At 48.1% G+C, this 24037-nt stretch carries 16 protein-coding genes; 7 read left to right on the plus strand and 9 right to left on the minus strand.

What is annotated here, in order from left to right:
- The first annotated feature begins 120 nt into the window (after positions 1-120).
- Entirely contained in the window at positions 121-1827 is a 1707-nt protein-coding gene (locus tag GO755_RS34380; protein WP_157589974.1) for a DUF6909 family protein, read from the plus strand.
- A gap of 208 nt (positions 1828-2035) precedes the next feature.
- A complete protein-coding gene (locus GO755_RS34385) occupies positions 2036-3571 on the plus strand; it encodes a malate:quinone oxidoreductase (RefSeq protein WP_317166019.1) in 1536 nt (511 codons plus the stop codon).
- A gap of 231 nt (positions 3572-3802) precedes the next feature.
- Here the strand turns inward: GO755_RS34385 and GO755_RS34390 are convergent, their stop codons facing one another.
- From GO755_RS34390 to GO755_RS34400, 3 genes are all read right to left on the minus strand, one after another.
- Positions 3803-6280, minus strand: a complete 2478-nt coding sequence (locus GO755_RS34390; protein ID WP_157589976.1) for a hypothetical protein — start codon at positions 6278-6280, stop codon at positions 3803-3805.
- Between the two features lie 118 nt (positions 6281-6398).
- A complete protein-coding gene (locus GO755_RS34395) occupies positions 6399-7883 on the minus strand; it encodes a RagB/SusD family nutrient uptake outer membrane protein (protein WP_157589977.1) in 1485 nt (494 codons plus the stop codon).
- A 118-nt stretch (positions 7884-8001) separates the two neighbouring features.
- Positions 8002-11085, minus strand: a complete 3084-nt coding sequence (locus tag GO755_RS34400; protein ID WP_157589978.1) for a SusC/RagA family TonB-linked outer membrane protein — start codon at positions 11083-11085, stop codon at positions 8002-8004.
- 174 nt (positions 11086-11259) lie between these two features.
- On the opposite strand from GO755_RS34400, the gene GO755_RS34405 reads away from it, so the two are divergent.
- Entirely contained in the window at positions 11260-12597 is a 1338-nt protein-coding gene (locus tag GO755_RS34405) for a hypothetical protein (protein WP_157589979.1), read from the plus strand.
- An 11-nt stretch (positions 12598-12608) separates the two neighbouring features.
- On the opposite strand, the gene GO755_RS34410 is transcribed toward GO755_RS34405, so the two are convergent.
- Positions 12609-13361 carry a LytR/AlgR family response regulator transcription factor gene (locus tag GO755_RS34410; RefSeq protein ID WP_157589980.1) on the minus strand — a complete coding sequence of 251 codons (753 nt, stop codon included), beginning with the start codon at positions 13359-13361 and terminating at the stop codon, positions 12609-12611.
- Positions 13362-13522: 161 nt separating this feature from the next.
- Between GO755_RS34410 and GO755_RS34415 the strand changes: the two genes are divergently transcribed.
- Together GO755_RS34415 and ggt are read left to right on the plus strand one after the other, a co-directional pair.
- Positions 13523-14176, plus strand: coding sequence for a hypothetical protein (locus tag GO755_RS34415; protein ID WP_157589981.1), 654 nt, complete (start codon positions 13523-13525; stop codon positions 14174-14176).
- Positions 14177-14305: 129 nt separating this feature from the next.
- Positions 14306-16003 carry a gamma-glutamyltransferase gene (gene ggt / locus GO755_RS34420; RefSeq protein WP_157589982.1) on the plus strand — a complete coding sequence of 566 codons (1698 nt, stop codon included), beginning with the start codon at positions 14306-14308 and terminating at the stop codon, positions 16001-16003.
- A 135-nt stretch (positions 16004-16138) separates the two neighbouring features.
- Here the strand turns inward: ggt and GO755_RS34425 are convergent, their stop codons facing one another.
- Positions 16139-17167, minus strand: a complete 1029-nt coding sequence (locus GO755_RS34425) for a LacI family DNA-binding transcriptional regulator (RefSeq protein WP_157589983.1) — start codon at positions 17165-17167, stop codon at positions 16139-16141.
- A 265-nt stretch (positions 17168-17432) separates the two neighbouring features.
- Between GO755_RS34425 and GO755_RS34430 the strand changes: the two genes are divergently transcribed.
- Both GO755_RS34430 and GO755_RS34435 read left to right on the plus strand, forming a co-directional pair.
- Positions 17433-18680, plus strand: coding sequence for a DUF819 family protein (locus GO755_RS34430; RefSeq protein ID WP_157589984.1), 1248 nt, complete (start codon positions 17433-17435; stop codon positions 18678-18680).
- Positions 18681-18742: 62 nt separating this feature from the next.
- Complete coding sequence (locus GO755_RS34435) at positions 18743-19366, plus strand: DUF2306 domain-containing protein (protein WP_157589985.1); 624 nt, start codon at positions 18743-18745, stop codon at positions 19364-19366.
- A gap of 87 nt (positions 19367-19453) precedes the next feature.
- Here GO755_RS34435 and GO755_RS34440 read toward each other — a convergent pair whose 3' ends face one another.
- The 4 genes from GO755_RS34440 to GO755_RS34455 form a co-directional block, all read right to left on the minus strand.
- Positions 19454-21013: a DHA2 family efflux MFS transporter permease subunit gene (locus tag GO755_RS34440; protein WP_157589986.1), complete on the minus strand. Its 1560-nt coding sequence runs from the start codon at positions 21011-21013 to the stop codon at positions 19454-19456.
- 93 nt (positions 21014-21106) lie between these two features.
- Positions 21107-22216 carry an HlyD family secretion protein gene (locus tag GO755_RS34445; RefSeq protein WP_157589987.1) on the minus strand — a complete coding sequence of 370 codons (1110 nt, stop codon included), beginning with the start codon at positions 22214-22216 and terminating at the stop codon, positions 21107-21109.
- 27 nt (positions 22217-22243) lie between these two features.
- Entirely contained in the window at positions 22244-23575 is a 1332-nt protein-coding gene (locus tag GO755_RS34450; RefSeq protein ID WP_157589988.1) for a TolC family protein, read from the minus strand.
- On the minus strand, positions 23572-24012 hold the full coding sequence (locus tag GO755_RS34455; RefSeq protein WP_157589989.1) for a MarR family winged helix-turn-helix transcriptional regulator: 441 nt from the start codon (positions 24010-24012) through the stop codon (positions 23572-23574). The genes GO755_RS34450 and GO755_RS34455 overlap by 4 nt, the downstream gene beginning before the upstream one ends.
- Positions 24013-24037 lie beyond the last annotated feature (25 nt).

The following is a 24037-nucleotide window of genomic DNA, read 5'->3' on the forward strand; positions in this document are numbered from 1 at the left end:
TTGACAGGATTTACAGGATAAAACAGGATTTTTCTTCTAGTCTTACATCCTGTTTTATCCTGTAAATCCTGTCGAAAAGTCTTTTAGCTGTAGCTTTGCATCAAATTCATTACCTACTTCATGAACCTCGTTCCTTCTCCTCCCCTCACCCGCGCACAGGAATCGCGCGTGGCCATTGAGCGACTATATATTACTATGCGCCATTTGTTCAATCGGGGATTTTATAAACCATCAGGCGTATCTGGTGAAGAGATCCGACGGGCTCTACTTACCCTTCAACCCGAAATTTATGGGTTGGTCGGCGATCCGCAACGCGTTGAATTAGATGGTCTTGTCTATGTTATGGATCGACTTCCGAAAGGCATAGAAGCGTGTCGGGTTATTTCGCTGGCTTCGCGGGAAGGGTTTGAACATTCTCATTTTCCGGTGCTGGTACCCGCTAAACGTCGTCGAAACTGTTACCGTATCGACAGCGAACAAATGGTAATCGAAGTAACCAATGGCCGTAGCGAAATCTACGATATTCTGACCCACCTAACATTTATGTTTATGGAAGCCGATAAAATTCGGCGCAACGCTTTCCAGGAAAAAGGTGGTCGAATTCGTGAATGGGAGAAATTGGAAGCCATCATTCAGTCGGGAGGCACGGTAAACGACGATGAGCGTGAATTAGCGCTTACCTATCTGAGTTCTATTTTGGGCCGAACTTTTGAAGAAACTCAGCAGGCATATAGTCGATTTGAGGAAACAGCGGGGACAAACAATGGCTTGTTTCAGATCGTGTATGGATTAGGCAGCGTATCAATGCGTGAGGTTGGCGAACCGAAACTGGGTCGCGAAATTAACTTCACCCCCATGCTTCGGGAGCGCGTCGGTCAACACTTGTATGGCGAACGTTGGGCCACCCGTCTGAAGCAATACATTTGGGAGCATAATTTACAGGAACGCCCAATCCATATCATCAGTGCCAATCCGCACAGCGTTATGAATTGTCTGTATGCATCCGGTGCGTTGGCAGACACAACGACCTGGGATAATCTGTACGACCTGGCGTTAAAATTAAGTCAGCCCGCTCAGCGAGAACTTCGAAAGCGAGTCATTGAGTACGCCAAAGAACATGGTATGCACGTACTGGAAGATATAGCCGGTACTAGTTTGATGGTCCAATTAATTGATACAGCTCATCTGGACGCGACACAATTATCAACAGAAATTGCCCACGATCCAGAACATATTCGAGCTGCTCAACCGCTACTTCTAGTGATGGATTACGCGTTCGGTGAGCAGGCATTTGAAACAATGGACGAGCTGTTGAAACCCTACGAACACAATGAAAAATCGGCTCCCTTGAACGTAGCGTCGATATCAGTGGTCGGAAAAGCGGGTATCCTGACTGGTGAAAAAGGCGATCTGATGATTCCTACCTCACACATATTTGAAGGTACAGCCGACAATTATCCGCTGGATAATGATTTCAGCAAAGAGGATTTTGAGGGGCATGGCATCGACGTGTACGAAGGAGCTATGATTACAGTATTGGGCACCTCCCTGCAAAACAAAGATGTATTGAGTTATTTCCGAAATTCCTCCTGGAAAGCCATTGGCCTGGAAATGGAAGGGGCTCATTATCAGAAAGCCATTCAGGCTCAGTCGAAAATCAGGGGCAGCGTTCCGACTAACATCAAAGTACGTTATGCTTATTATGCGTCTGATAATCCGCTACTTACGGGTGCTACATTGGCATCAGGAAGCCTCGGTACTCTGGGTGTGAAACCTACGTATCTGATTACGATGAAATGCCTGGAGAAAATTTTCCAGGCAGAATAAATCGTTTTTCTGACCGGATTTGCCGGATGAACAGGATTTTTCTATAAATAATGATTCTGTTCATCCGGCAAATCCGGTCAGAAAATAGTTCAACAATTACGCCCCTAGGAGTTCATTCAACTGGTAAATATCCTATTTTATTGAAGCTTGCGGAACAACCTATCTATCAATTTTGTAGATATATACGAATACATACCTGCCTATTTATATCATGGCGAAACGAAAAAAATCTACCGAAAAAGGCCCCGATGTTGTTTTGATTGGAGCCGGTATTATGAGCGCTACGTTGGGCGTGTTGCTGAAAGAACTGCAACCCGACTTAACCATTGAAATCTATGAGCGTTTAGATAGCGCAGCCGCTGAGAGTTCCGACGCCTGGAACAACGCGGGAACGGGTCACTCGGCCTTCTGCGAACTGAACTACACACCCGAAAAAGAAGACGGCTCCATCGACCCATCGAAAGCGATTAAAATTGCAGAATCGTTTGAGCAGTCAAAGCAGTTCTGGTCGTACCTGATTCAGCAGGGTTTTCTGCACGATGCCCCTAATTTCATCCGGTCCATTCCGCACATGAGCTTTGTTTGGGGTGACGACAACGTAGAATACCTCCGCAAACGTTTCGATGCTCTCCAACAGAACTACCTCTTCCACGGCATGCAGTATTCCGAAGATCCAGCACAACTGGCCGGTTGGATGCCTCTCGTCATGGAAGATCGCGACCCAGATCAGCCTGTGGCCGCTACTCGCATGGACATTGGTACCGATGTGAACTTTGGGGCCTTAACCCGTGCTATGTTTCGGCGATTGTCCGATATGCCGGGAGTTCGGTTATACTTCGCCCATGAAGTTCGCGACCTTTGGCGATCTAAATCGCTCGGTGGCTGGAAACTAAAAGTTGAGAACGTAACGACGAATCAGGAGCGCGAAATTCAAACCGACTTCCTGTTTATTGGTGCCGGTGGCGGTTCGCTGCGCTTACTTGAAAAATCCGATATTCCCGAAAGCCGGGGATTTGGTGGCTTTCCCGTGAGTGGTCAATGGCTCAAATGCGTGAACCGGGAAGTAGTAGAACGGCATCAGGCAAAAGTGTATGGCAAAGCGTCGGTGGGTGCCCCGCCCATGTCGGTGCCGCATTTGGACACCCGTATGATTGATGGCAAGCGCGAATTGCTGTTTGGACCCTACGCTGGCTTTTCGACCAAATTCCTGAAAAGCGGCTCCTATATGGATCTGCCAAAGTCTATTCAGTTGAGCAATATGGCGCCCATGCTCATGGCGGGTCTGCACAATGTTCCGCTAACTAGATACCTCATCCAGCAGGTTATGCAATCGCCGGAAGATCGACTGAATGCCTTACGGGAATATTATCCTGATGCGAAACTAGAGGATTGGGAGCTGGAGATTGCCGGCCAACGGGTGCAGGTTATCAAAAAAGACGAACATGAAGGGGGCGTACTTGAATTTGGTACCGAAGTAGTTAGTGCTGCCGACGGCAGTATTGCGGCTCTTTTGGGTGCCTCGCCCGGTGCCTCAACTGCCGTTTCGATCATGCTCGATTTATTAAAGCGTTGCTACCCGGAAAAACTCGCAACCGAAGCGTGGCAAACTAAATTAAAGAAAATGATTCCGAGTTACGGTCAGGTTTTGGCCAACAATCCAGAACTCGGGAAGGAACTCCGGAAACAAACGAGTGAGGTACTAGGCTTAGGCACCTATGAATATACCTCTGAAGTTACGCAATAGCTTTAGCAATCTTTCCCGAAAGCGTTGAACCTCCGGAAAGGGTTAATTTATAATGACCCTGAAAGGGTCGAATGTTTATAGAAAGTGAGGTAGTGTGTGCGGGCATGCCGTAGGTATGCAACAAACATAGTCTAGGTCAAATAGCATACCTACGGCATGCCCGCACACACTACCTCACTTTCTATAAACATTCGATACCTAACGGCATCGTAAGCGTCATCTATCGCACCCTCAATTATACCGAAGCATTGTTGATGCCTGGCAAGCCTTGTCGGCTTTAAACCGAATCCAACGGGCCTGAAAATCCCTGGGAAATTCATAATTGGTGGTTTTTCCTGGCTCAACCGTAATTGTCTTATAGGCCATCCAGGGGCCATTGCCCACGGGATCGGCTTCAATAGTGAACGTTACCGGTACGGTTGACTTGTGAGAAAGCTGCAAACTCCGTCGGTCATAAAACCCAATTAAGTACGGATCGGAGACTTCATCAGCTTTCACGGCTGTGTTGTTCCAGGGGCCACCGTGACCCGTTGGCTTGCCTAGTTTCCACAAATCATCAATGGCTCCAGCCCAGACGGCTGCTTTTTTATCATCCGATACAATAATGTGCTCATTTTTTGCCGCCGATTGCAGATCAATGCCCGTCATAACCAGCAGACCACGGTAGGAAGCATAATCATTAATACGAAGGTTGTGAGAAGCGATTGGGCGTATCTTGGCGTATCCATCAGCATTTTCGGCAGGGAGTTCATAAAACGTACCGTGGCAGTTGAACATATCCCGCTCCGTGGCCACTTCCCGGCAAATCCGTAAGGCACCCTGATTTGTTAGATTGGTATACGTATCGTTGCCCAACGGTAGTCGCCAGCGTCGTCCTTTATCATCCACCACCAGAATACTCGCTTCATCGACTGTTACAGCTTTCTGCGGGATGGCGAATTTATCGTTAATGAACTTCAGCATGTCAGCATCGTCTTTCCGGCGTAAGTTCATGCTGCCATCCAGTTCATAATAGCCTACATCGGAAGGTTGGCCGCCTTTGTACGTCAGCGCGGCCATGCCCAACGCCCGTCTATTTTTGCCCAATCCGTATAGCAAACCGCCCGCTGTATTCGCCGTATTAACGCTGCTCAGGCCAGAAAAAAGCGAGTTGGTTGCGGAGGTTCGGGTATCAGTATCCGCGTAAAAGAAATGCGCCGATAGGTTAGCCGTTTTGCCAGGCTTAATACGAATCCACTCACCAGAAGCATCTGCCGCGAACGCAACATGGGCAGCACTTCGGGCACCAACAGTCGTTGTTTGCAATGGGACCCAGTTCCCTTTACCGGTTTTATCGACTTCAAACGTAACGACTACCTCGCCATCGCTGTTGTTTTGCACCCAGGCCGAGCGGTTGGACCAGCCGGCAAACAAAAATGGGTCTGAAGTTTCGTTGGCTTTGATTGCCTCATTCAACCAAACGGCACCTTCGGCGGTGTTAGGACCAAGTTGGTCGGGTAAGGTAAGAGAGGTAAACCATAGATTTGAATTCGATTGACCAGGGCCTTCGAGGTTGCCTTTGGCTTTTCGCTTGTTCAGAAATTCCTTTTGCGCCGAGTCGTCACAGCCAAACACCAGTTGTTCATTCCAGCGGGTGTAGTCGCCAATCACTTTCAGGTAGGCCGACCGGGGACGAATACCAGCCGTACTACTGGCCGTAAACGTTTCAGGGAATCGCCAGAACATACCGTGCATTGTCATCAGATAATCAGCCTTTTGTACTGTACCGACGTCTCGAATACGCGGCCATTCGGTATTCCAGCCGTGCGCGCCATCGTAGGAATGGCTGGCTTTGGGCAACCGAAAAAAATGCCAGCCCGTCTTCGCATCCCGAGTTCCCAATAGAACAGATTTATGATCCCAGCCAGTAGCCCAAATCGGGTCAGTTTCGGGGTTCTTATTGCCATAAATACCGCCGGGGCCAGTCACTTCGACAAACTGGTTTCGGCGTACGACTGTCCAGTCTTTACCATTCCACTCCGAGAGTGATCCAGAAGGAATATCGAACTGCTCAAGCGCTTTTTGACCTGGCTCTCCATTGTTTGAGTACACCGTTACACCCTGTCCCGAATAGAATCCTTTCCCATGAGCACCCGGCAATAGGGACGAGTGCTGATTATTCGACTCGTCAGTTCCTTTTGGATTCTTGACGTTATTATCCTCATAGAGCATCGTGGGAGTCAGGGTGTTTACGTCCACTTCGTAAAAACCCTCCTCCATGGTTGCATAATAAATTTTCCCCTTTGGATCGGTCAGATGGCGGGCATTGCCGGTATGGCGACCAGGCATTACTTTGTAAGGAATAACCCGCACATTCGCCTTACTATCAATGGCGTAGGGGCCAATAAAAAGCTGGTTGCTTTCCGGGTGAATCATCCGATTGGCAGGTGTACCGCCAATGCTTTCAGTCCGAACGATCTGCTTCAAATCCGGATTTATTTCGTACAATTTATCTGATGATCCGAAAGGTAAATGCGGGCCATACGTAACAACCCAGAGTTTGTTGGCCCAGGGAACAACGGCCCCCGTCCCACATTCTCCTTCGTTATTGTACATCGCCAGGTGCGGATAAATACCACTATAAGACGGCAACTTCGACTGGGCATTTACCGACTGATGAAGCCCCATAAGCCATCCCAAAACAGCGGCTAAACGAATATATTTTTTCATTGAAATCGAAAAGTTTCTTTCTCACAGGATTTACAGGATGAACAGGATTTCCTTTTTCTAAATAATAATCCTGTTCATCCTGTAAATCCTGTCAGAAAAGTTTGAATTAAATAAATAACTATTCCCAACCGGCATTCTGCGTCAATTTCGGGTTAGCCTGGATTTCTTCCAGCGGAATAGGGTAATAGCGGTGTTTGGCTTGCGGAGTGCGCGTTGGATAAACGTCGTTTACTGCTTTGGGAATAACCGTCAGGAACATATTGGTCCGGGTGAGATCGAACCAGCGGTCGGCTTCGGCGAAGAGCTCCCAGGAGCGTTCCTGAAGAACGGCAGCAATAAAGTCGTCTTTGCTGAGTCCCGGCGTCAGATCGGCCATACCCGCCCGTTTGCGAATGGTGTTGATGTAGCCATAAGCGGTGGCCGTTGCCCCATTCTGACGCGCTTCAGCCTCTGCAGCAATCAGATACACATCGGCCAGCCGAATGATCGGGAAGTTACAGTTGTTGGCTTCGGCAATCGAATTAGGGTCGCGGTACTTACGGATCAGAACACCTTTGGGCGTAATGGGCGTGACGTCTTTTTGGTGAACGATACTACCCGAAACATCCCGATAGGTCGTATCCAACAATTGGCGACGTTTATCTTTAGGATCGAAGGAATCGAAGAAAGCCTGATAGGCGAACCAGGAACCATACGATACTTTGGCATAATCGGGTCCACTACTGTTTTTGGGGCCCGCAATACCCATAACGGTTAACCAGCGGCTGGGCGTTACCCGATCAGCCTCAACAGCCCACATATTTTCGACACGGGCCGCATCCTCTTTGTCGACATCGAATACATCCAGCACGTTCGTCATCAGTGAATATTTACCCGAATTGATGACGGCCTGCGCCAGCTGCAACGACTTCGCCCAGTCTTCATTATACAGTGCAACTTTGGCGTAAAGCCCCTGAATCGCTTCTTTCGACGGGCGCCCTTTTACCAAACTGGCTGAGTAAGAAGGCAGTCCGGCAATCGCTTGATCCAAATCGTTGTAAATCTGCTTGTATACATCGGCACGTGGACTTTTAACAACGAGTGCTTCGGTTTCGCTCGTGCTGGCTTTTGTTTTTATAGGGACTTCGTTGAACGTCTTGGTCAGCGTCCAGTGATAAAGACCACGTAGCGCGTAAGCTTCGGCTACAATTTCCGTCCGGCGCTGTGCATCCATCTGAATCGAGGGCACTTTTTCGATTACCCAGTTGGCATTTTCAATACCCTTGTAACTGAATCGCCAGACACCCTGTGGCCCTTCCGTTTCATGGCGACCTGAATTTCGTTGCGCCGTGAAATAAGGATCGTACGTAAACAAGGTGATCGTATTGCGACCAACCACACCACGAGGATAAGCTTGATCGGCCGCAAAATCTGAAGCGGCCACTAACGGAAACCCATATAGGTTGATCAGCGAACCAGCGCTCGACGTAAGTCCGGCTTCCGCATCCGACGCCGTTTTATAAAAATTAGTCGTAAAAATGGACGAATACACCGATTCTTCCAGTTTGCTGCACGACAACGTCAGGCCCGACAAAGCCATCAGCAGCAGGGTTTGTTTTTTCATGGGAAAACAATGAGTGAAAGAGTGAATGAGCGAAAGAGTGCGTGAGTAAAAGGGCAGTTTAGTAGCCTATAACAGCTCTTCATCGCAATGGAGAAGCGCTCATTCACTCATTCGCTCTTTAAAAGGTTATCTGTAAACCGCCCAGATACGACCGGGCAATGGGGTATGTTCCGTTATCGATGAACTGCGTAGTCGCGTTGCCGAAATTGTTCACTTCCGGATCGTAGCCAGAATAATTCGTGATGGTAAATGCATTATTGGCACTTACGTAAATCCGAAGTTGACTAATGCCTTTGATTTTGGCCGGGCCGACGTTCGGGAATGTGTAACCCAGTGAAATGTTTTTCAACCGAACGAATGAAGCATCCTCAACGTATCGATCCGAAATGGGTAACCGGCCGCCCTGAAATCCACTGGCATATTCATTATTCGGATTCGTTGGTGACCAGCGATTCGCCAGACCCGCCAGCACATTCTGCTGGCCCAGCGCTGTTTCGAACGTATAGCGGAACAGATTCATGAGCTTGTTACCCTGCACACCCTGCACAAACAGGTTCAGGTCGAAGCCCCGATAGCGGAGGGACGATGAGAAGCCGAAAATGTATTTGGGTTGCGAATTGCCCACGATTAGTTGATCGGCTGCGGTAATGGTGCCATCGCCATTGATGTCCTTTACTTTTTGACCACCCAGACGTCCATCATAACCCGGCACAATCGCATCACCGGTTTGACTGATGCCATCGAATATATACGTCCGGTAAAGTCCCATTGGATACCCAACTTTGAGCAATGCATAAGCCGAACGCGGTAGTTCATCCAGAATCCCGTCGAGAGCCAGTACCTGATTTTTATTGAAGGTAATATTGGCCGACGCATCCCATTGTAGATTCCGGCCACCACCCGGCAGAATCCGGCCATTGACGGCTAGTTCAACGCCACGATTCTGAATTGAACCGAAGTTTCCGGTCAGTGCTGTGTAGCCTGATGACATAGGTAATACTTTCTGAAACAGCAGGTTATCAGTGCGTTTGTTGTAATAATCGGCAACAAGCGACAGGCGATTGTGGAACAGGCTAACATCCAGCCCAATATCGACCTGTGTTGATCGCTCCCACTTCAAATCCGGATTCGGAATGGCGGCAGGGTTGATGCCCGTAACGGGGTTATGATTGTAGTTGTAGTTCAAACCCGATGCGCTAACTGTAGCCAATGACTGATAGGGATCAATGGCTCCGGCATTCCCGGTAATCCCCCAGCTTCCACGCAGTTTTAAGTCAGAAATAACCGGCACCGATTTCATAAACGATTCTTCCACAATGCGCCACGCACCGGCTACTGCGGGGAAAAATCCGTACTTATTATTCTCGCCAAACTTGCTGGAGCCATCGGCACGAGCCGTCAAATCCAGAAAATATTTGTCCTTATAGCCATAGTTAATCCGGCCCAGGTACGAATCCAGCCTGGACTTACTTTTGTCACTATTAATACGTTGATTTACGGCCAACCCAACCGAATTATTCTCGGTTACATCGTTGGGAAAATTAGATGCGGTTTGATTATAGTTCTGATTTACATTGGCTTGTGTAGCTAACACAGCCGTAACCGTAAGGGTATGATGTTCAGCCAATCGGGTTCGGTACGTAAAAATGCTTTCGTGCAGCAGCGTCCGGCTATACGAACTGGTATTCGAGGCATTGCCACCACCCGATGCCAGTTGGGACTGACTCAGCAGCGATAAAGGCGAGTAATATTCCGAGAGTGTATTCCCCAGATCGGCGTTAAAGCTGGGGCGATACGTTAAGCCCTTCAGCAGTGAAAACTCAATATATACATTCGCCAGAATTCGCTGGGTCGTCTGCCGATTGATGGGCGTAATGTAGTTCAGTGGGTTTGAGACCTCCTGATACTGGCCATTCATCTGATCCTGAAAGGGAAACACGCTGCCATCTGCCCGATATGGTACCAGCGTTGGTGGAGCAGCAACGGCCGCCCCCAATACCCCCGCCCGGCTGCTGGTCACGTCGGAACCCGTTCCGCCTACGCCAACGCCGTTGTTCACCGAGTAGCCATAGTATAAACTGGTGCCAACCCGAACACGGTCTGACAGGCGGTGGTCGATGTTTGACCGGAATGAATATCGGGTAAAGTTTGAGTTTTTAATGATCCCGTCCTGATTGAAATAGTTCAATGAAAGGGCCAGTTGCGTTTTCTGATTACCGCCCGATACTGAGAGTTGGTGACTTTGCATAGCGGCTTTCCGGAAAATCAAATCCTGCCAGTTCGTCCCTTGCCCAAGCGTTGTGGGATCGGCATAAATGGCCCGTTTATAGACTTCATTTTCGAGTTGGGCAAATTGCTGGGCGTTCAACACATCCAGTGTTTTGTTAACCTGTTGCACACCACCGTAGCCATCGTAACTAACCCGCGTGCCTCCATCTTTACCACGTTTTGTCGTGATCAGCACGACACCATTTGCGCCCCGAGCGCCATAAATGGCTGTCGTTGAGGCATCTTTTAGTACTTCAATCGACTCAATATCATTGGGATTAATTTGCGAAAGCGGGCTCACGTCAGAAATACCGCCACTATTGGAAATCTGAATACCGTCAATCACATACAATGGTTCAGAGCTGCCGTTAATCGAGTTCGTTCCCCGAATTCGTACGCTGACATTGCCGCCCGGAGCACCTGAATTTTGGGTGATTTGTACCCCAGCTACGCGTGCCTGCAATCCCTGCGCTACGTTCGCAACGGGCGTTTGTAGTAGGTCAGCGGCTTTAACGGAAGCAATTGAGCCCGTTGTTTCAATTTTCCGTTGCGTACCATAGCCAACCACAATCACTTCTTCCAGGGCTTTTGTATCGGGCGTAAGTTGTATGTCGATAGTTGTACGGTTACCAACGGTTATTTCCTGACTCAGATAACCCACAAAACTGATTACGAAGACAGCTGTATTCGTTGGAACGGCCAGTTGAAACTGACCTTTGCTATCGGTAACCGTTCCGCGTTGTGTACCCTTAAGCAATACACTCACACCGGGTAGCGTCACTCCTTTTTCGTCGGTAATTGTTCCCGAAACGATTCGGTCATCAGCCAGGATTGTTTCGGCGGTGATGTTACCGATATGTGGGCTTCCCTGGGTAATAAGGGGCAAAAACCACCCGGAAAAAACAAGGCAGTACAGTAAAAGTTTTTGTCGCATAATATTCAGATATTTATAGTTTCTATGCCAATTGTTCTCGCAGATTGATTCAAGCCAAATGCGATGATGCAAAGGTAATTTTGGACTATATGGTGATTGGTACGTGAGGTTGCTCATTTTGTTGATCGAAATTATGGACAACTTAACTAGCTAAAGTACAGCGGATTAGCGCATATGATTACGGAGAATGGACAACAAGGCAAGGCCGAAATCTTTTATTATATAGAAGTTTGTTGTCAGCGGGTAAGCGAAACCTACGGGAAGCCCGACCGGGACAAGTGGATTAATAGCGACTACGTTAGCCTGAGCCACATCCTGTTTAAGAAAACGCACGTACGCATTAGCCCGAATACGTTGAAGCGTATTTTCGGAAAGATCAAGACCGATGTACGGTATTATCCTCAAAAAGCGACTCGGGATGCGCTGGCCATCTACCTCGGCCATCCCGACTGGGAACATTTTGTACAGGTTCAGGAATGGGCGGAACGACACCCTGAACAAAAATCCGAGGAACCAATCAGGGAGCCACTTCCTGTTATCCTGGAACACCATCCCCCAACAGTAGCCCCGACCAGAAAATGGCCATTGCCTGTTTTGACTGGTGTTGTTTTACTAGCAATCCTCGGCTTTTTCTTTTTCCGATCAACAGTTGAAACCGCTGAACCAGCAAAACTGACTTGCCTGAATCCGCTTGGCGAGAACCCACATTCGGCTGTTTTCAAACTCCAGCGCCCAACCCTCACGAACGACGAATCCGACCAGTATATGATTCAGTTTGGGGATGGTAAAAAGGAAATCATAAACTCAACCGATAGCCTGTATACGCACTATTATGAGCGGCCGGGTCGGTATTTCGCCATTCTGCAACGGAATGGTCAGTCAGTAGATACGGCCACAGTTTATTTGCAGACCAAAGGCTGGACTGTCACTGCCAATATGATGCATGACACGACACGGGTTTATCCAATTGAGGTCCGAAATCTTTTTGTCAATGGGCAACGAAGTGTCAGTACGCTTGAAGCGGCCCATGCCGGTGTCGATACCAATCGGACATTTTTTATGGAGTTCATTAACAGCCATCCAACCACCATAAACGGAGATAATTTTGAATTAACGACTCATGTTCAAACCTCACCTGACCGGGCGGGTGTTCGTTGTTCGCAGGTGGGGCTTACGGTTTGGGGCGAGTCGTCACAGCATTTGTTCGATGTCATGAAGCCCGGTTGTGTTCACTGGATTGACTTACAAACGTCCGACATCCATAAAAACGGGCATCGTGACGATCTGAGTTTTATGGGGGCCGACTTTCGGGCAGGTGGGATGCTAAAATTGCAAGTCGTCAATAAACGAGCCCGAATATTTATTGATGGTCGACAGGTTTACGAAGCGACCTACACCAAGCCACTGCATCAGGTGTACGGCGTCAAAGTTGAATTTTCTGGCATTGGAACCGTCAATTCATTTTTATTGAAAGACCTGAAAACAGGGCAGGTATTCGATGGCAGTTTTTGATTGGGCATAAGCTACTCGCCCGCCAGTTGCTCCGCAACGTATCGTTTATACACTCGCCCGATTCGCAGTTCTTTTGCCCCAATCCAGAAGGCGTCCGGCTCTCGTTTATCCACTTGCGCCATATGCACAATGTACGATCGGCTGATGCGGATAAACTGGCGTTTGGGCAATCGTTCCTCGGCTTCTTTTAGTGTTAGTCGAGTGACGTAGACTTTCTGCTTCGTAAAAATCTTCAGGTAGTTTTCAAGGCTTTCAAGGTATTGAATCTCGGCATAAGCAATGTTCTGACGAACGCCGTCTACCATACAGGAAAAATAACCTGTTTCCTCAGGTAATGCAGGCATGGCTGGAGGTAGCAGTTTTACTGTCCCGGAAACTGGATTAAGGTAACGATAGGTAACGAAAACGCCTAAGCCTGTTACGGTATACACCCAATAATTAACAATGAAGGGCAATGATCGGGAGATACTAAATTCAGTATGTAGAATGAAATTCATGTTGAACGAACCAATCACCATCAACAGAAACAGGCAACCAAAATAAAGGGCTTTTTTGCCTTGAAGAAACAGTCGCTCAAACAGAATCCGGTTGTGAAAAACGATCCATCCGTAGAGCAACAGCAAGTATAAATAAGGCGATACTTTCGAAAAACCCGGCCGTTGCTCAATCGCATACAGGTCGGTGAGGTAGTGAACGGCCAGTAGAGCGCCCAACCCGATCAGGTTGCGAATGACGAAATGATCTAGAAGTCGTGGACGTTGCATAGGGCAATTTACGACCTGGAATTAGCAACACCATCGACTCCGTGACAAACGGTTTTCGTCACAGGCGACCGTAGTTGGTCACGTTTGTCTTTTGCCACAGATTTTACCGGATCAATTTTGAAAACGCCCCGGCAATTCACTAACCCCGGTGCCCTGTTTTCATGCAAACGCTTCACACGATCAATATCATTGTTCACGTACTTTTGGGCACGATTGGCTTACTCATCGGTCTGGTTGCTCTGTTCTATAAAAATCGCCCTCGACAGCATATTCGCTACGGTCGTTATTTCCTGTACCTACTCACTGTCGTTGTCGGAACGGCATTTATTGGCATTCTTTTCTTCCGATCAAGCTCTTTTTTAGTCATTCTAACACTGTTAGGTGGTTACGTTGGATACTCAGGTTATCGCGCCGTTCGGCTTCGTGAGCGCCCATCCTCTACCATTGATGTACTGATTACGAGTGGAGTACTTATAGCGGGTGGACTGTATCTGATATCGATGCAATTAACTGGCGGCAACTGGTCTCCAGCGGTCGTTTACCCAACATTATCGGCTTTAGTTCTCGTTGCGGGATACGATTTACTAAAGCATTTCTGGCTTCATGAGCGACTCAAAACCTGGTGGTTATACGAGCATATTTACAAAATGCTGTCAGCCTACAGCGCGCTTCTTTCGGCCTTTTCGGGTACGGTATTGTCGCAGTATAAACCGTATAGCCAGATTCTGCCAAGCGCAATTTGTGTGGGAGCAATTATTTATTTCATTTGGCAACAAGCGCGAAAGCGATATTTTTTGACAGGATTTACAGGATAAAACAGGATTTCTGTGATGTCTAATCCTGTTTTATCCTGTAAATCCTGTCAAAAAAATGGGCATTTTGTTATCTTGTGCCACGGTCTAACCACTGTGGCACAACCGTTTAGAACTTCATACAACCTCTTCATGAAAAAAGCTATCCTCCTCTCCTGTTTTCTGTTTAGTCTAGGCTTGTCCACTTTTGCGCAGGATCGGCTCATGGGTAAAGCCTTTGCTACTCGTTCTGTTGTGATGGCTCAACACGGTATGGTCTGCACGTCACACCCTCTTTCGACCCAGGCTGGTATTGATGTACTTCGGTCAGGTGGGAATGCGATTGATGCGGCTATTGCAGCCAACGCGATGGAAGGGCTGGTCGAACCGCACGTTAATGGCATCGGGGGCGATTTGTTTGCTATTGTCTGGGATGCAAAAACCAAAAAACTGTATGGACTGAACGCATCGGGCAGGTCGCCTTACAGCCTGACACTAGCCGAATTTCAGAAACGAGGACTAACGCATATTCCATCCGATGGCCCGCTGCCCGTTTCGACGCCGGGCTGCGTGGATGGTTGGTTTGAGTTACACAAGCGATTTGGGAAAACACCCATGCCGAAAATTCTGTCGCACGCTATTCGTTATGCGCGCGAAGGCTATCCCGTTCACGACGAAGCGTCCATTTCCTGGGCCTCTATGATTGCCCGATTCGGCAAGTATCCAAACGTAAAGGAGACCTATGCACCCAACGGAGCGGCACCGAAACGGGGCGAAATCTTTAAAAATCCAGCGCTGGCCAATACGTTAGAGAAAATCGCAAAAGGGGGCCGCGACGCCTTTTATAAAGGTGAGATTGCTCAAACGATTGATGCCTTCATGAAAAAAGTGGGCGGCTATTTGAGTGCTAAAGACCTGGCCGATCACACCTCCGAATGGGTGGAACCTGTTTCAACCAACTATCGGGGTTACGATGTTTGGGAATTACCACCAAATAGCCAGGGAATTGCGACGCTGCAAATCCTGAATCTGCTGGAACCTTATGATTTCTCGAAAGTTGCCTGGGGTAGTCCTGAACACATTCATCAGTTTGTAGAAGCAAAAAAACTAGCATTCGAAGACCGCGCCAAATACTACGCCGATCCCGCATTTGCCAAAATTCCTGTTAATGAGCTGATCAGCAAATCGTACGCAGCCGAACGGCGCAAACTCATCGACCCAAACCGGGCAGCCAGTCGCGTGGATGCGGGCAATCCAGCCCTGCGCCAGGGTGATACCATTTACTTAACTGTAGCCGACGAAGAAGGCAACATGGTTTCGCTGATTCAAAGCAATTATCGGGGGTTTGGCTCTGGTATGGTGGCCGATGGACTAGGGTTCATGTTTCAGGATCGGGGAGAATTATATAGCCTGATCGATGGGCAGAATAATACGTTTGCCCCACACAAGCGCCCTTTCCAGACAATCATTCCTGCTTTTATCACCAAAGATGGGCAGCCGTTTATGAGCTTCGGGGTGATGGGTGGAAGTTTTCAGCCGTTGGGTCATGCAGAGATCATTATAAACATGATTGACTTCGGCATGAATCCGCAGGAAGCCGGAGATGCCCCTCGCATTGACCATCAGGGATCATCGGAACCAACGGGCGAGAAGATGGTCGATTCAGGACAAATCACACTAGAATCGGGCTATCCCTACGAAACTATCCGTGATCTGATGCGCAAGGGCCATAAAATAGGTTACGGACTGGGCGGTTATGGTGGTTATCAGGCCATTATGTACGACGCTAAAAACAAAGTCTACCACGGCGCTACAGAGTCGCGGAAAGATGGGCAGGCCGCGGGGTTTTAATTAGGCTATTGTCTACCCCACCCCAACCCCTCCCCTTGAAATAAGGAGAGGGGCCAATACCGTCACTTTTAGCCCCTCTCCTGGTTTTCAGGAGAGGGGTTGGGGTGAGGTCAAATACTGCAGAATTATAATCGTCTACTCAACGCTGACATTGCGCAAGGAAGATTTCCGGGCCATTAAACTCGTCTTTAATACATTGCTGATTGGTGTTGTGTATTTACCCGGATTTTTGATCAGATTAATCAAGAGTTCGGCGGCCGACCGACCCATCTCAAACGCGGGTTGCGCCACTGAACTCAGTGGCGGGTTTAACAACGCGGAGATTGGCAGGTCCGAAAAGCCGATTAGTGCAATCTCATCGGGCATTGACAAACCCGCTTCAATGATGGCAGCATGGCAACCAATGGCAATATTATCGCTGGAAGCAAAAATACCATCAGGTCGCTCAGGCTTCGCTAATAACTCGCGGGCTACTTCCAGTGAATTATTGGCATTGTAGGCTGAGGATACGACCCAATCGTCCTGAATAGGTTTGCCATAATCCAACAGGGCGGCCCGGTAGCCATGTAATCGCCGACGGCTGATAAGCAGATGATCTGGTCCCGCTACATGAAAAATACGTTCACAGCCTTGCTTGATCAGGTGTTCGGTGGCTGAGTAAGCGCCCTCAAAGTCATCGACCAATACTTTATGCGTGTCGATTTCATCACAAATTCGATCAAAGAACACAATCGGGAACCCGCGTTCATGTAAGCTTTTGAAGTGGGAGTAATCTTTTGTTGCCGTGGCGATCGACACCAAAAGTCCATCCTTTCGTCGGTTGGAAATATGTTTTACGTTCAACACCTCTCGCTCATAATCTTCGTGACTTTGGTAAATAACGACGTGGTAACCTTGTGCAAAAGCGACATCTTCAATACCGGCAATTACGATAGCAAAGAACGGATTGGCTATTTCCGGCACAATAACGCCAATATCGTGGCTCTGGCTACTAAGCAAACTCAACGCCACCGGATTTGGGTTATAATCCAGTCGCTGAGCCAGTTCCAGGACTCGTTTTTTCGTTTCAATACCAATTTCCGAACTATCCCGTAAAGCCCTCGACACTGTTGATGTGGACAGGTTTAACTCACGGGCAATGTCTTTTATGGTAATTGTTCTCATGCCCTCGTTGAATCAGAATACGTTTATTTTCTTAAGCGATTGATGGTTGACGGTATGTTGATAAAGCGATAACTTCTTTACGCATACTACTTAGGACTTTCGCTCAGAGCCGTGCCACGGTTATCCAGGCAGATCAATTGAACCGTGGCACGGCTCCGAGCGAAAGTCCTATTACTATTTCTCCCAGGAGAAACGAGCCGATGCGGTAAGGTCGCCTATATCAGTTATATTCAATCCCTGAGCGTTAAGCAATCCGACTGTATTGATGCAACCACTCATCACCAACGACGCCATTGTTCTGGGCATTTTTCTGGTAGTACTGACCCTTATCTTCAAAACGTCGCAGTCGGCTCACCCATTCTGGGTGCGGGCCTACACGTATGTACCTGCCTTACTGCTCTGTTATATTTTTCCGGCCACGATGAATAGCCTTGGCATCATCTCGGGCGAGCAATCGAGTCTGTATAAAGTCTCCACCAATTATTTGCTACCAGCAGCTTTAGTACTCCTGACCTCGACCGCCGATTTACGGTCAATCATGCGGTTAGGTAAAAAAGCGCTGATTACGTTTTTGTCAGGCACAATCGGTATTATCGTTGGAGCACCTATCGCTTTTTATATGGTTATGTGGCTACTTCCCGGCTTTCGGGAGCAAGCTATTACCAATGAATACTGGAAAGGCTTGGTGACTATTTCAGGGAGTTGGATTGGTGGCAGCAGTAGTCAGCTGGCGCTGAAAGAGATTTATGGTTGTAGTGAAGCACTCTTTGCTATTATTCTGGTTGTCGATGCCGTGGTGTCAACAACCTGGACAGCCTGCCTGATTTATGGAGCTGCCTACCGGAATAAAATTGACAGATGGCTTCATGCCGACACAAGTTCAATTGACGAAGTAAAAGAGCGAATCCTGGCGTATAAAGAAGAGCCAGACCGTCCTGCTAACTTATTGGATTTGAGCACCATTTTAGCACTGGGATTCGGTGGTGGCGCTATTGCACATGCTCTGGCGTATGTGTTATCAACCACATTGCAGCCTTACAAAGCCTCGTTAGCAACCTATGGGTTAGACCCATTCACATCCAACTTTCTTTGGGTCGTTATTCTCTCCACGTCGCTTGGTATCGCCCTTTCATTCACCCGATTACGCAAATTGGAAAAGCTCGGCACTACCGATCTGGCAACCTTGTTTGTATATTTCCTCATCATGACCATCGGCATGCGGCTCGACCTCTCCAATCTGGGTGGAAACATGGGATTGTTTCTGGTGGCTGTGATCTGGATGCTGATTCACATCCTGTTTATGCTGGTTACGGCCCGAATCATTAAAGCGCCTTACTTTTTTGTGGCCGTTGGAAGTCAGGCCAATATTGGCGGGGTCTCAACTGCTCCGGCGGTGGCCTCAGTTTTCCATCCGGCCTTAGCGCCTGTTGGCGTTTTGCTCGCTGTATTGAGTCACGTGCTAGGCGTATATGGCGGACTGATTACCGGCTGGCTGATGCAGCTAATCAACTAGTAGCAATGCGACCATTTACCCACTACGAATCAATAACTTAAAACAACAATACAATCATAGCGATGACTATCTTCCTGAAAAAGGCGATGTTCTATTTAGCTTATGCCTTAATTCTGATTGTGGCTTTGTACGCCCTGACTTATTTTATTCCAAATCGCCCATCCCCTTTTCTAGAGCATAAACCGCTTCAGAATATCATCTGGCGAATTGCCTTCTGGACACATGTTGGCCTGGGTGCTGTAGCCTTAGCACTGGGCCCGTTTCAGTTATCAGTAAAACGTCGGCAACGTAATTTGTCTTTGCACAGGCAGTTGGGAAAAGTGTATGTGGTCAGTATTTTGCTGGCCAGCGTGGGCGCATTTTACGCTGCTTTTTTTTCCGATACGGGCTGGATAGCTGGTTTAGGTTTCGCCATGTTAGCTGTTGTCTGGTTTTATACAACCTTACGTGCCTATCAAACGATACGGCGTAAACAAGTTAATCAACATCGTGCCTGGATGTACCGAAGTTATGCCGTTACGTTAGCTGCCGTCACCCTACGTATCATTCTACCTGTCGAGCTAGCTCTCCTTAATCTGCCTTTTAGTATAGCCTACCCTATCGTTGCCTGGTTATGCTGGGTACCCAATTTGATCGTTGTAGAATGGTGGTTAACCCGAAGGTCTTATACGCCTATTTCTCAGTAGGTAGTAGGGTGTAAAGCAAAAAAACCGGAGGAAAATCCCCCGGTCTTTTATCAATCGAACCAAATAAAAAACCGTAATAGTTAGCCTCTACTCCATCACCATTTCGGTATGGGCAGGTGCTTCGATTTTCTTACCAACAAACAACAACAGTAGCGGTACACACACCAGGAAGAAGGCGCCGATAACCAGGAAGGTATCGGCATAAGTCATTACTAATGCCTGCCTCATAACGGCTCCCTGCATCATACCATAGGCTTTGCTCGTGGCGGCCATCAGGGCATCTCCTTTCGAGAGGAACAGACCCGTAAACTGCTTGATCCGTTCAACCGACAATGGGTTGTAAATCGAGACATTGTCTGACAATCGAGATGCATGAAACACCGTGCGTGTTGAGATATAAGTCGTCATAATTGCCGTTCCGAATGTACCACCCAACTGACGAATCATACCCGTTAAAGCCGAACCCTGAGGTATGTCGATATTTTTCAAATCGGCCAGCGTGATCGTTGTTAACGGTATAAAAATCAACCCCATACCAACACCACGAATGATCAAAGGCCAGAAGAAATCATCAGGACCAGCCACAAGGTTGATAGTCGACAAATCGAAACAAAAGCCGAAGAACATCAGAAAACCAATAGCCGCATACCAGATGGGTGAGATGAAATTCTTACCCATTAATGCCCCTACAATCGGCATCATTACACCCGTCATAATGGAACCGGGCATCAGCAATAAACCCGTCTGACTGGCCGTAAACCCTAGAATGGTCTGGCAGAAAACCGGAATAATGAAGACCGACGCAAACAGACCGAAGCCCAGAATAAAATTGAACAGTGTTCCCACCGCAAAGCGACGCTGGAGCAGCAACCGGAGGTTCAGAATGGGTATTTTAACGGCTAATTGACGCCAAATAAAACCAATCAATCCAACACCAGCTGCAATAGACATTCCCACGATGAAAGACGAGTCGAACCAGTCTTTTTCTTCGCCTTTTTCCAGAATGATCTGCAAGCCACCAATGCCCATCGTGAGCAATATTAGCGCTAGCCAGTCCATCTTACCGGCCGCTATCTTCTCGGCGGGTTCCTTAATGTAGGTATATGTCAGAAACGTAGCCAGAATCCCGAATGGAATGTTGATGTAAAACACCCAGTTCCACGACAAGTTGTCCGTGATGTATCCACCAAGGGTTGGTCCAATGGACGGCCCAATAATTACGCCCATCCCAAAAATAGCGTTGGCAATACCCAGGTCTTCTTTCGGAAAAGTTTGAATCAGAATGGATTGAGCCGTAGTTAACAACCCACCTCCACCGATACCCTGTACAACCCGGAAAAATACCAGTTCCCATACATTGGTAGACGTACCACAGAACACCGATGCGATGGTGAACATAATAATCGACGCGGCAAAGTAATTCCGACGACCAAGCTTAGCCGTTAACCAGCCTGACATGGTAATCATAACCGCACTGGCAGCTGCATAGCCTGTAACGACCCAGCTAATATCACCAAGTGATGCGCCAAGATTACCCATCATCTGGTTTAACGTAACGTTTACGATCGACGAGTCGATGGTTTGCAGCAGAGCGGCCGTCGTTACTGTTATGACGACGATCCATTTATCAAAGCCTAACTTATTCATAAAATTGATTGAAGTGGTGTCGGGTTCTTAAACCCGACATATTTACGTCAGCAACAGCGTCAGGTTCTCAAACCTGACGCCACGCACAAAACTTTACTTCTGTAAATCCACAGCTACCGTCGCACTCATACCGGGGCGAAGCTTAGCGTAGAGCGGGCTATTTTTATCCAGATCGATTCGAACCGGAATCCGTTGTACCACTTTCACGTAGTTGCCTGTAGCGTTGTCGGGAGGAAGCAGGGTGAATTTTGCACCTGTTGCACCAGCAAACGAGCCAACATGACCGACCAGTTTTTCGCCTTCAAACGCATCCACGTCAATATCCACGGTCTGTCCAGGCTGCATTTGTTTTAACTGCGTTTCTTTGAAGTTAGCCGTAACCCACAACGAAGAGTTACCAACAACCGAGCAAAGCGCCTGACCAGCCTGCACCAGTTGGCCTACCTGTACCGAACGTTTCGAAACAACACCCGAAGCCGGGGCCAACACAACCGTGTAGGATAATTGTAGTTTAGCCAGGTCCAGATCCGTCTGACGTTGTTTGATAGCTGCCTGTGCCACGGTAATCTGCCCTTCGGTTGCTTTCCGCTGCGAACTCGTTACACCCGTTTGGGTACCAGCCGCATTTACCTGTGACTGAGCCGTTTGTAACTGAGCCTGAGCAGCTTGTACTTGTGCCTGGGCGGCATCCCGTTCAGCCTGAATCGCGTCGAATTGCTGTTGTGGAACGGTTTTCTCAGCCAGCAATCGGCTGTAACGTTCAAAATCCAGATTGGCTTTGCGGGCACGAACCTGCGCAGCCACTACGTTAGCCTGCGCCGTAGCTACTTGATCACGAGCAGTTTGCACACTCGCCTGCGAGCTTTGTACACTTGCCGACGCTACGCTTACCTGAGAACGAGACACTCGGTCGGCAGCCATTGCGCTTTGTATAGCGGCTTCGGCCTGGGCTACCCGGATGCGGTAATCGGCATCGTCTAACACAATAAGGGTATCGCCTTCTTTTACAAACTGATTGTCTTTGAAGCGAATTGCTTTTACATATCCACTCGCTTTCGGAATAACGGGGTTTACGTCGCCGTCAATCTGGGCATCGTCGGTTGTTTCATGTCGTTGTAGGTACTTAAATTCGCTGTACCCAAAAAAGAGAGCAACTGCCAGAACGATGAGGCCCCCTATGCGGAATAAAGTTTTCTTGTCCATGATTTTTTCGTTCTTCGAAACGAGAGATTAATTGAGGTTATTACCCGTCGCTTTCAACAGGCGCTGATAAGCCAGTTGCGCATCTACGGTTGCATTGATTACATTAAGTTGTGCCTGTAACAGGAAGCTGTCGGCTTCGAGCAGATCGGTTGAACCAACCAGTCCATTGCGGAAGCGGGATTCGGTCAGGCGGTAATTTTCCTGCGCTTGCCCTACGGCGGTCCGAATCACATTCTGCTGTTCCAGAGCCAGTTGGTAATTGTTATAGGCCGTTACAACCTCCGACCGAATCTGATCGGTTTGTTGCTGACCTTGCAGGCTGGCCTGATCGATTGCCGTTTGAGCGCTGTGCACTTTGCCCTTCATGTTGTACAAAGAGCCAATGTTATACGTAAGTCCAAGGCCCACATTCCAGGCGCTAATGAATGAACTGGCTTCTGGAAAAACGCGGGCAGTTGGGTTAATGTAATTATAGCCCACTGATGCCCCCAGATGCGGATACATGACGCTTTTGGTATTCCGCAACAACTCCTGCGCCGATTGCACGCGTAACGCATTGGCTTCTACTTCGGGGCGTGTCTGCACCGCCTTATCCATAAATGAACTGAGCGGTTCAGCCGTCGCAGCAGGATTTGTCAGAACTGTATCGATAGCGATCACCTGATTCTCCGGTAGACCTACCAGCAGATTGAAATTATAGAGTGCTGTCTGACGAGCCTTTTCGACCTGTAAACGACTCAGTTGCAGGTTATTTTTCTGTAGCTGAATCTTCAGTACTTCATTGGCCGTTACCACGCCTTCTTTCTGAAGATTTTGAGCTTCGCGTTCTTTCTCATCGAACTGTTTGATACTCTGCTCAATGACGCCAATCGAACGAGCCAGTTTGACAATGTTATAATACGCATCGGACACAGTATAAACTAATTCCGAACGGTTACGTTTGGCATCAAGATGACTGGCTTTTGCCAATAAGTCCGCTGATTTTTCGGCTGATTTTTCAGCAAATCCGCCAAAAATCTCCTTGCTGATCGTAGCGCCACCCATTGTTGCGTTGAACGCGCCAGCCGGTATACCAAACAGCGCTTTCCCGTCATCGCCTTTTCCGAATGAAAACGGACCTGTCAGGCTATAGCGGGAATACGCCAATGATGCATTCGCCGTTGGCAAGCTACGATCCTTAGCTTCCTGCAAGCGCGACTCAGCCGACTCGGTTCGCAAATCAGCCAATTTAATCCCCTTATTGTTTTGCAAGGCCAATTGAATGGCTTTGTCCAGTGGCATGACCGCCGGTGCTGACTGGGCGTTCACCCATCCCAGACTCAGTACCCATAGCCCTGCTCCTATTATGTACTTTTTCATTTTACTGATTGATTTCTAATTTTTTCCAGGAGTGTATTCATAGTGCTTACTTCCTCGTCAGTCAGGTGGCTAACGATCGATTCAAAATTCTTGAAATCGGCGGCTACGGTTTCTACAAATCGATGCGATTCTTCGGTAAGTCGCAGATTAACGCGCCGACGATTTTGTGGATCTATCTCGCGAACGATCAGATTTTTTGCTACCAACCGGTCTGTCAATCGGGTCATATCAGAATTGATATCATTCATCTTTTCCTTTAACTCACCCGCTGTCAAACTATTCGGATAAACCTCCGACAGACGGCGTAAGGTGACGTATTGCTGAACCGACAAATCGAACGGAGCTAGCTTTTGTCCAAAATAGTTGAAGATGTAGCTATCCGTCTGATGTATATTCTTAATGAGCCGGTGGTATTCATTAAACAAATGCTCTTTCATGTCTTGTTTGCCATGTCAAAGGTAT

The organism is Spirosoma arboris, from assembly GCF_009754945.1.
In the GTDB taxonomy this organism is placed as follows: Bacteria; Bacteroidota; Bacteroidia; order Cytophagales; family Spirosomataceae; genus Spirosoma; species Spirosoma arboris.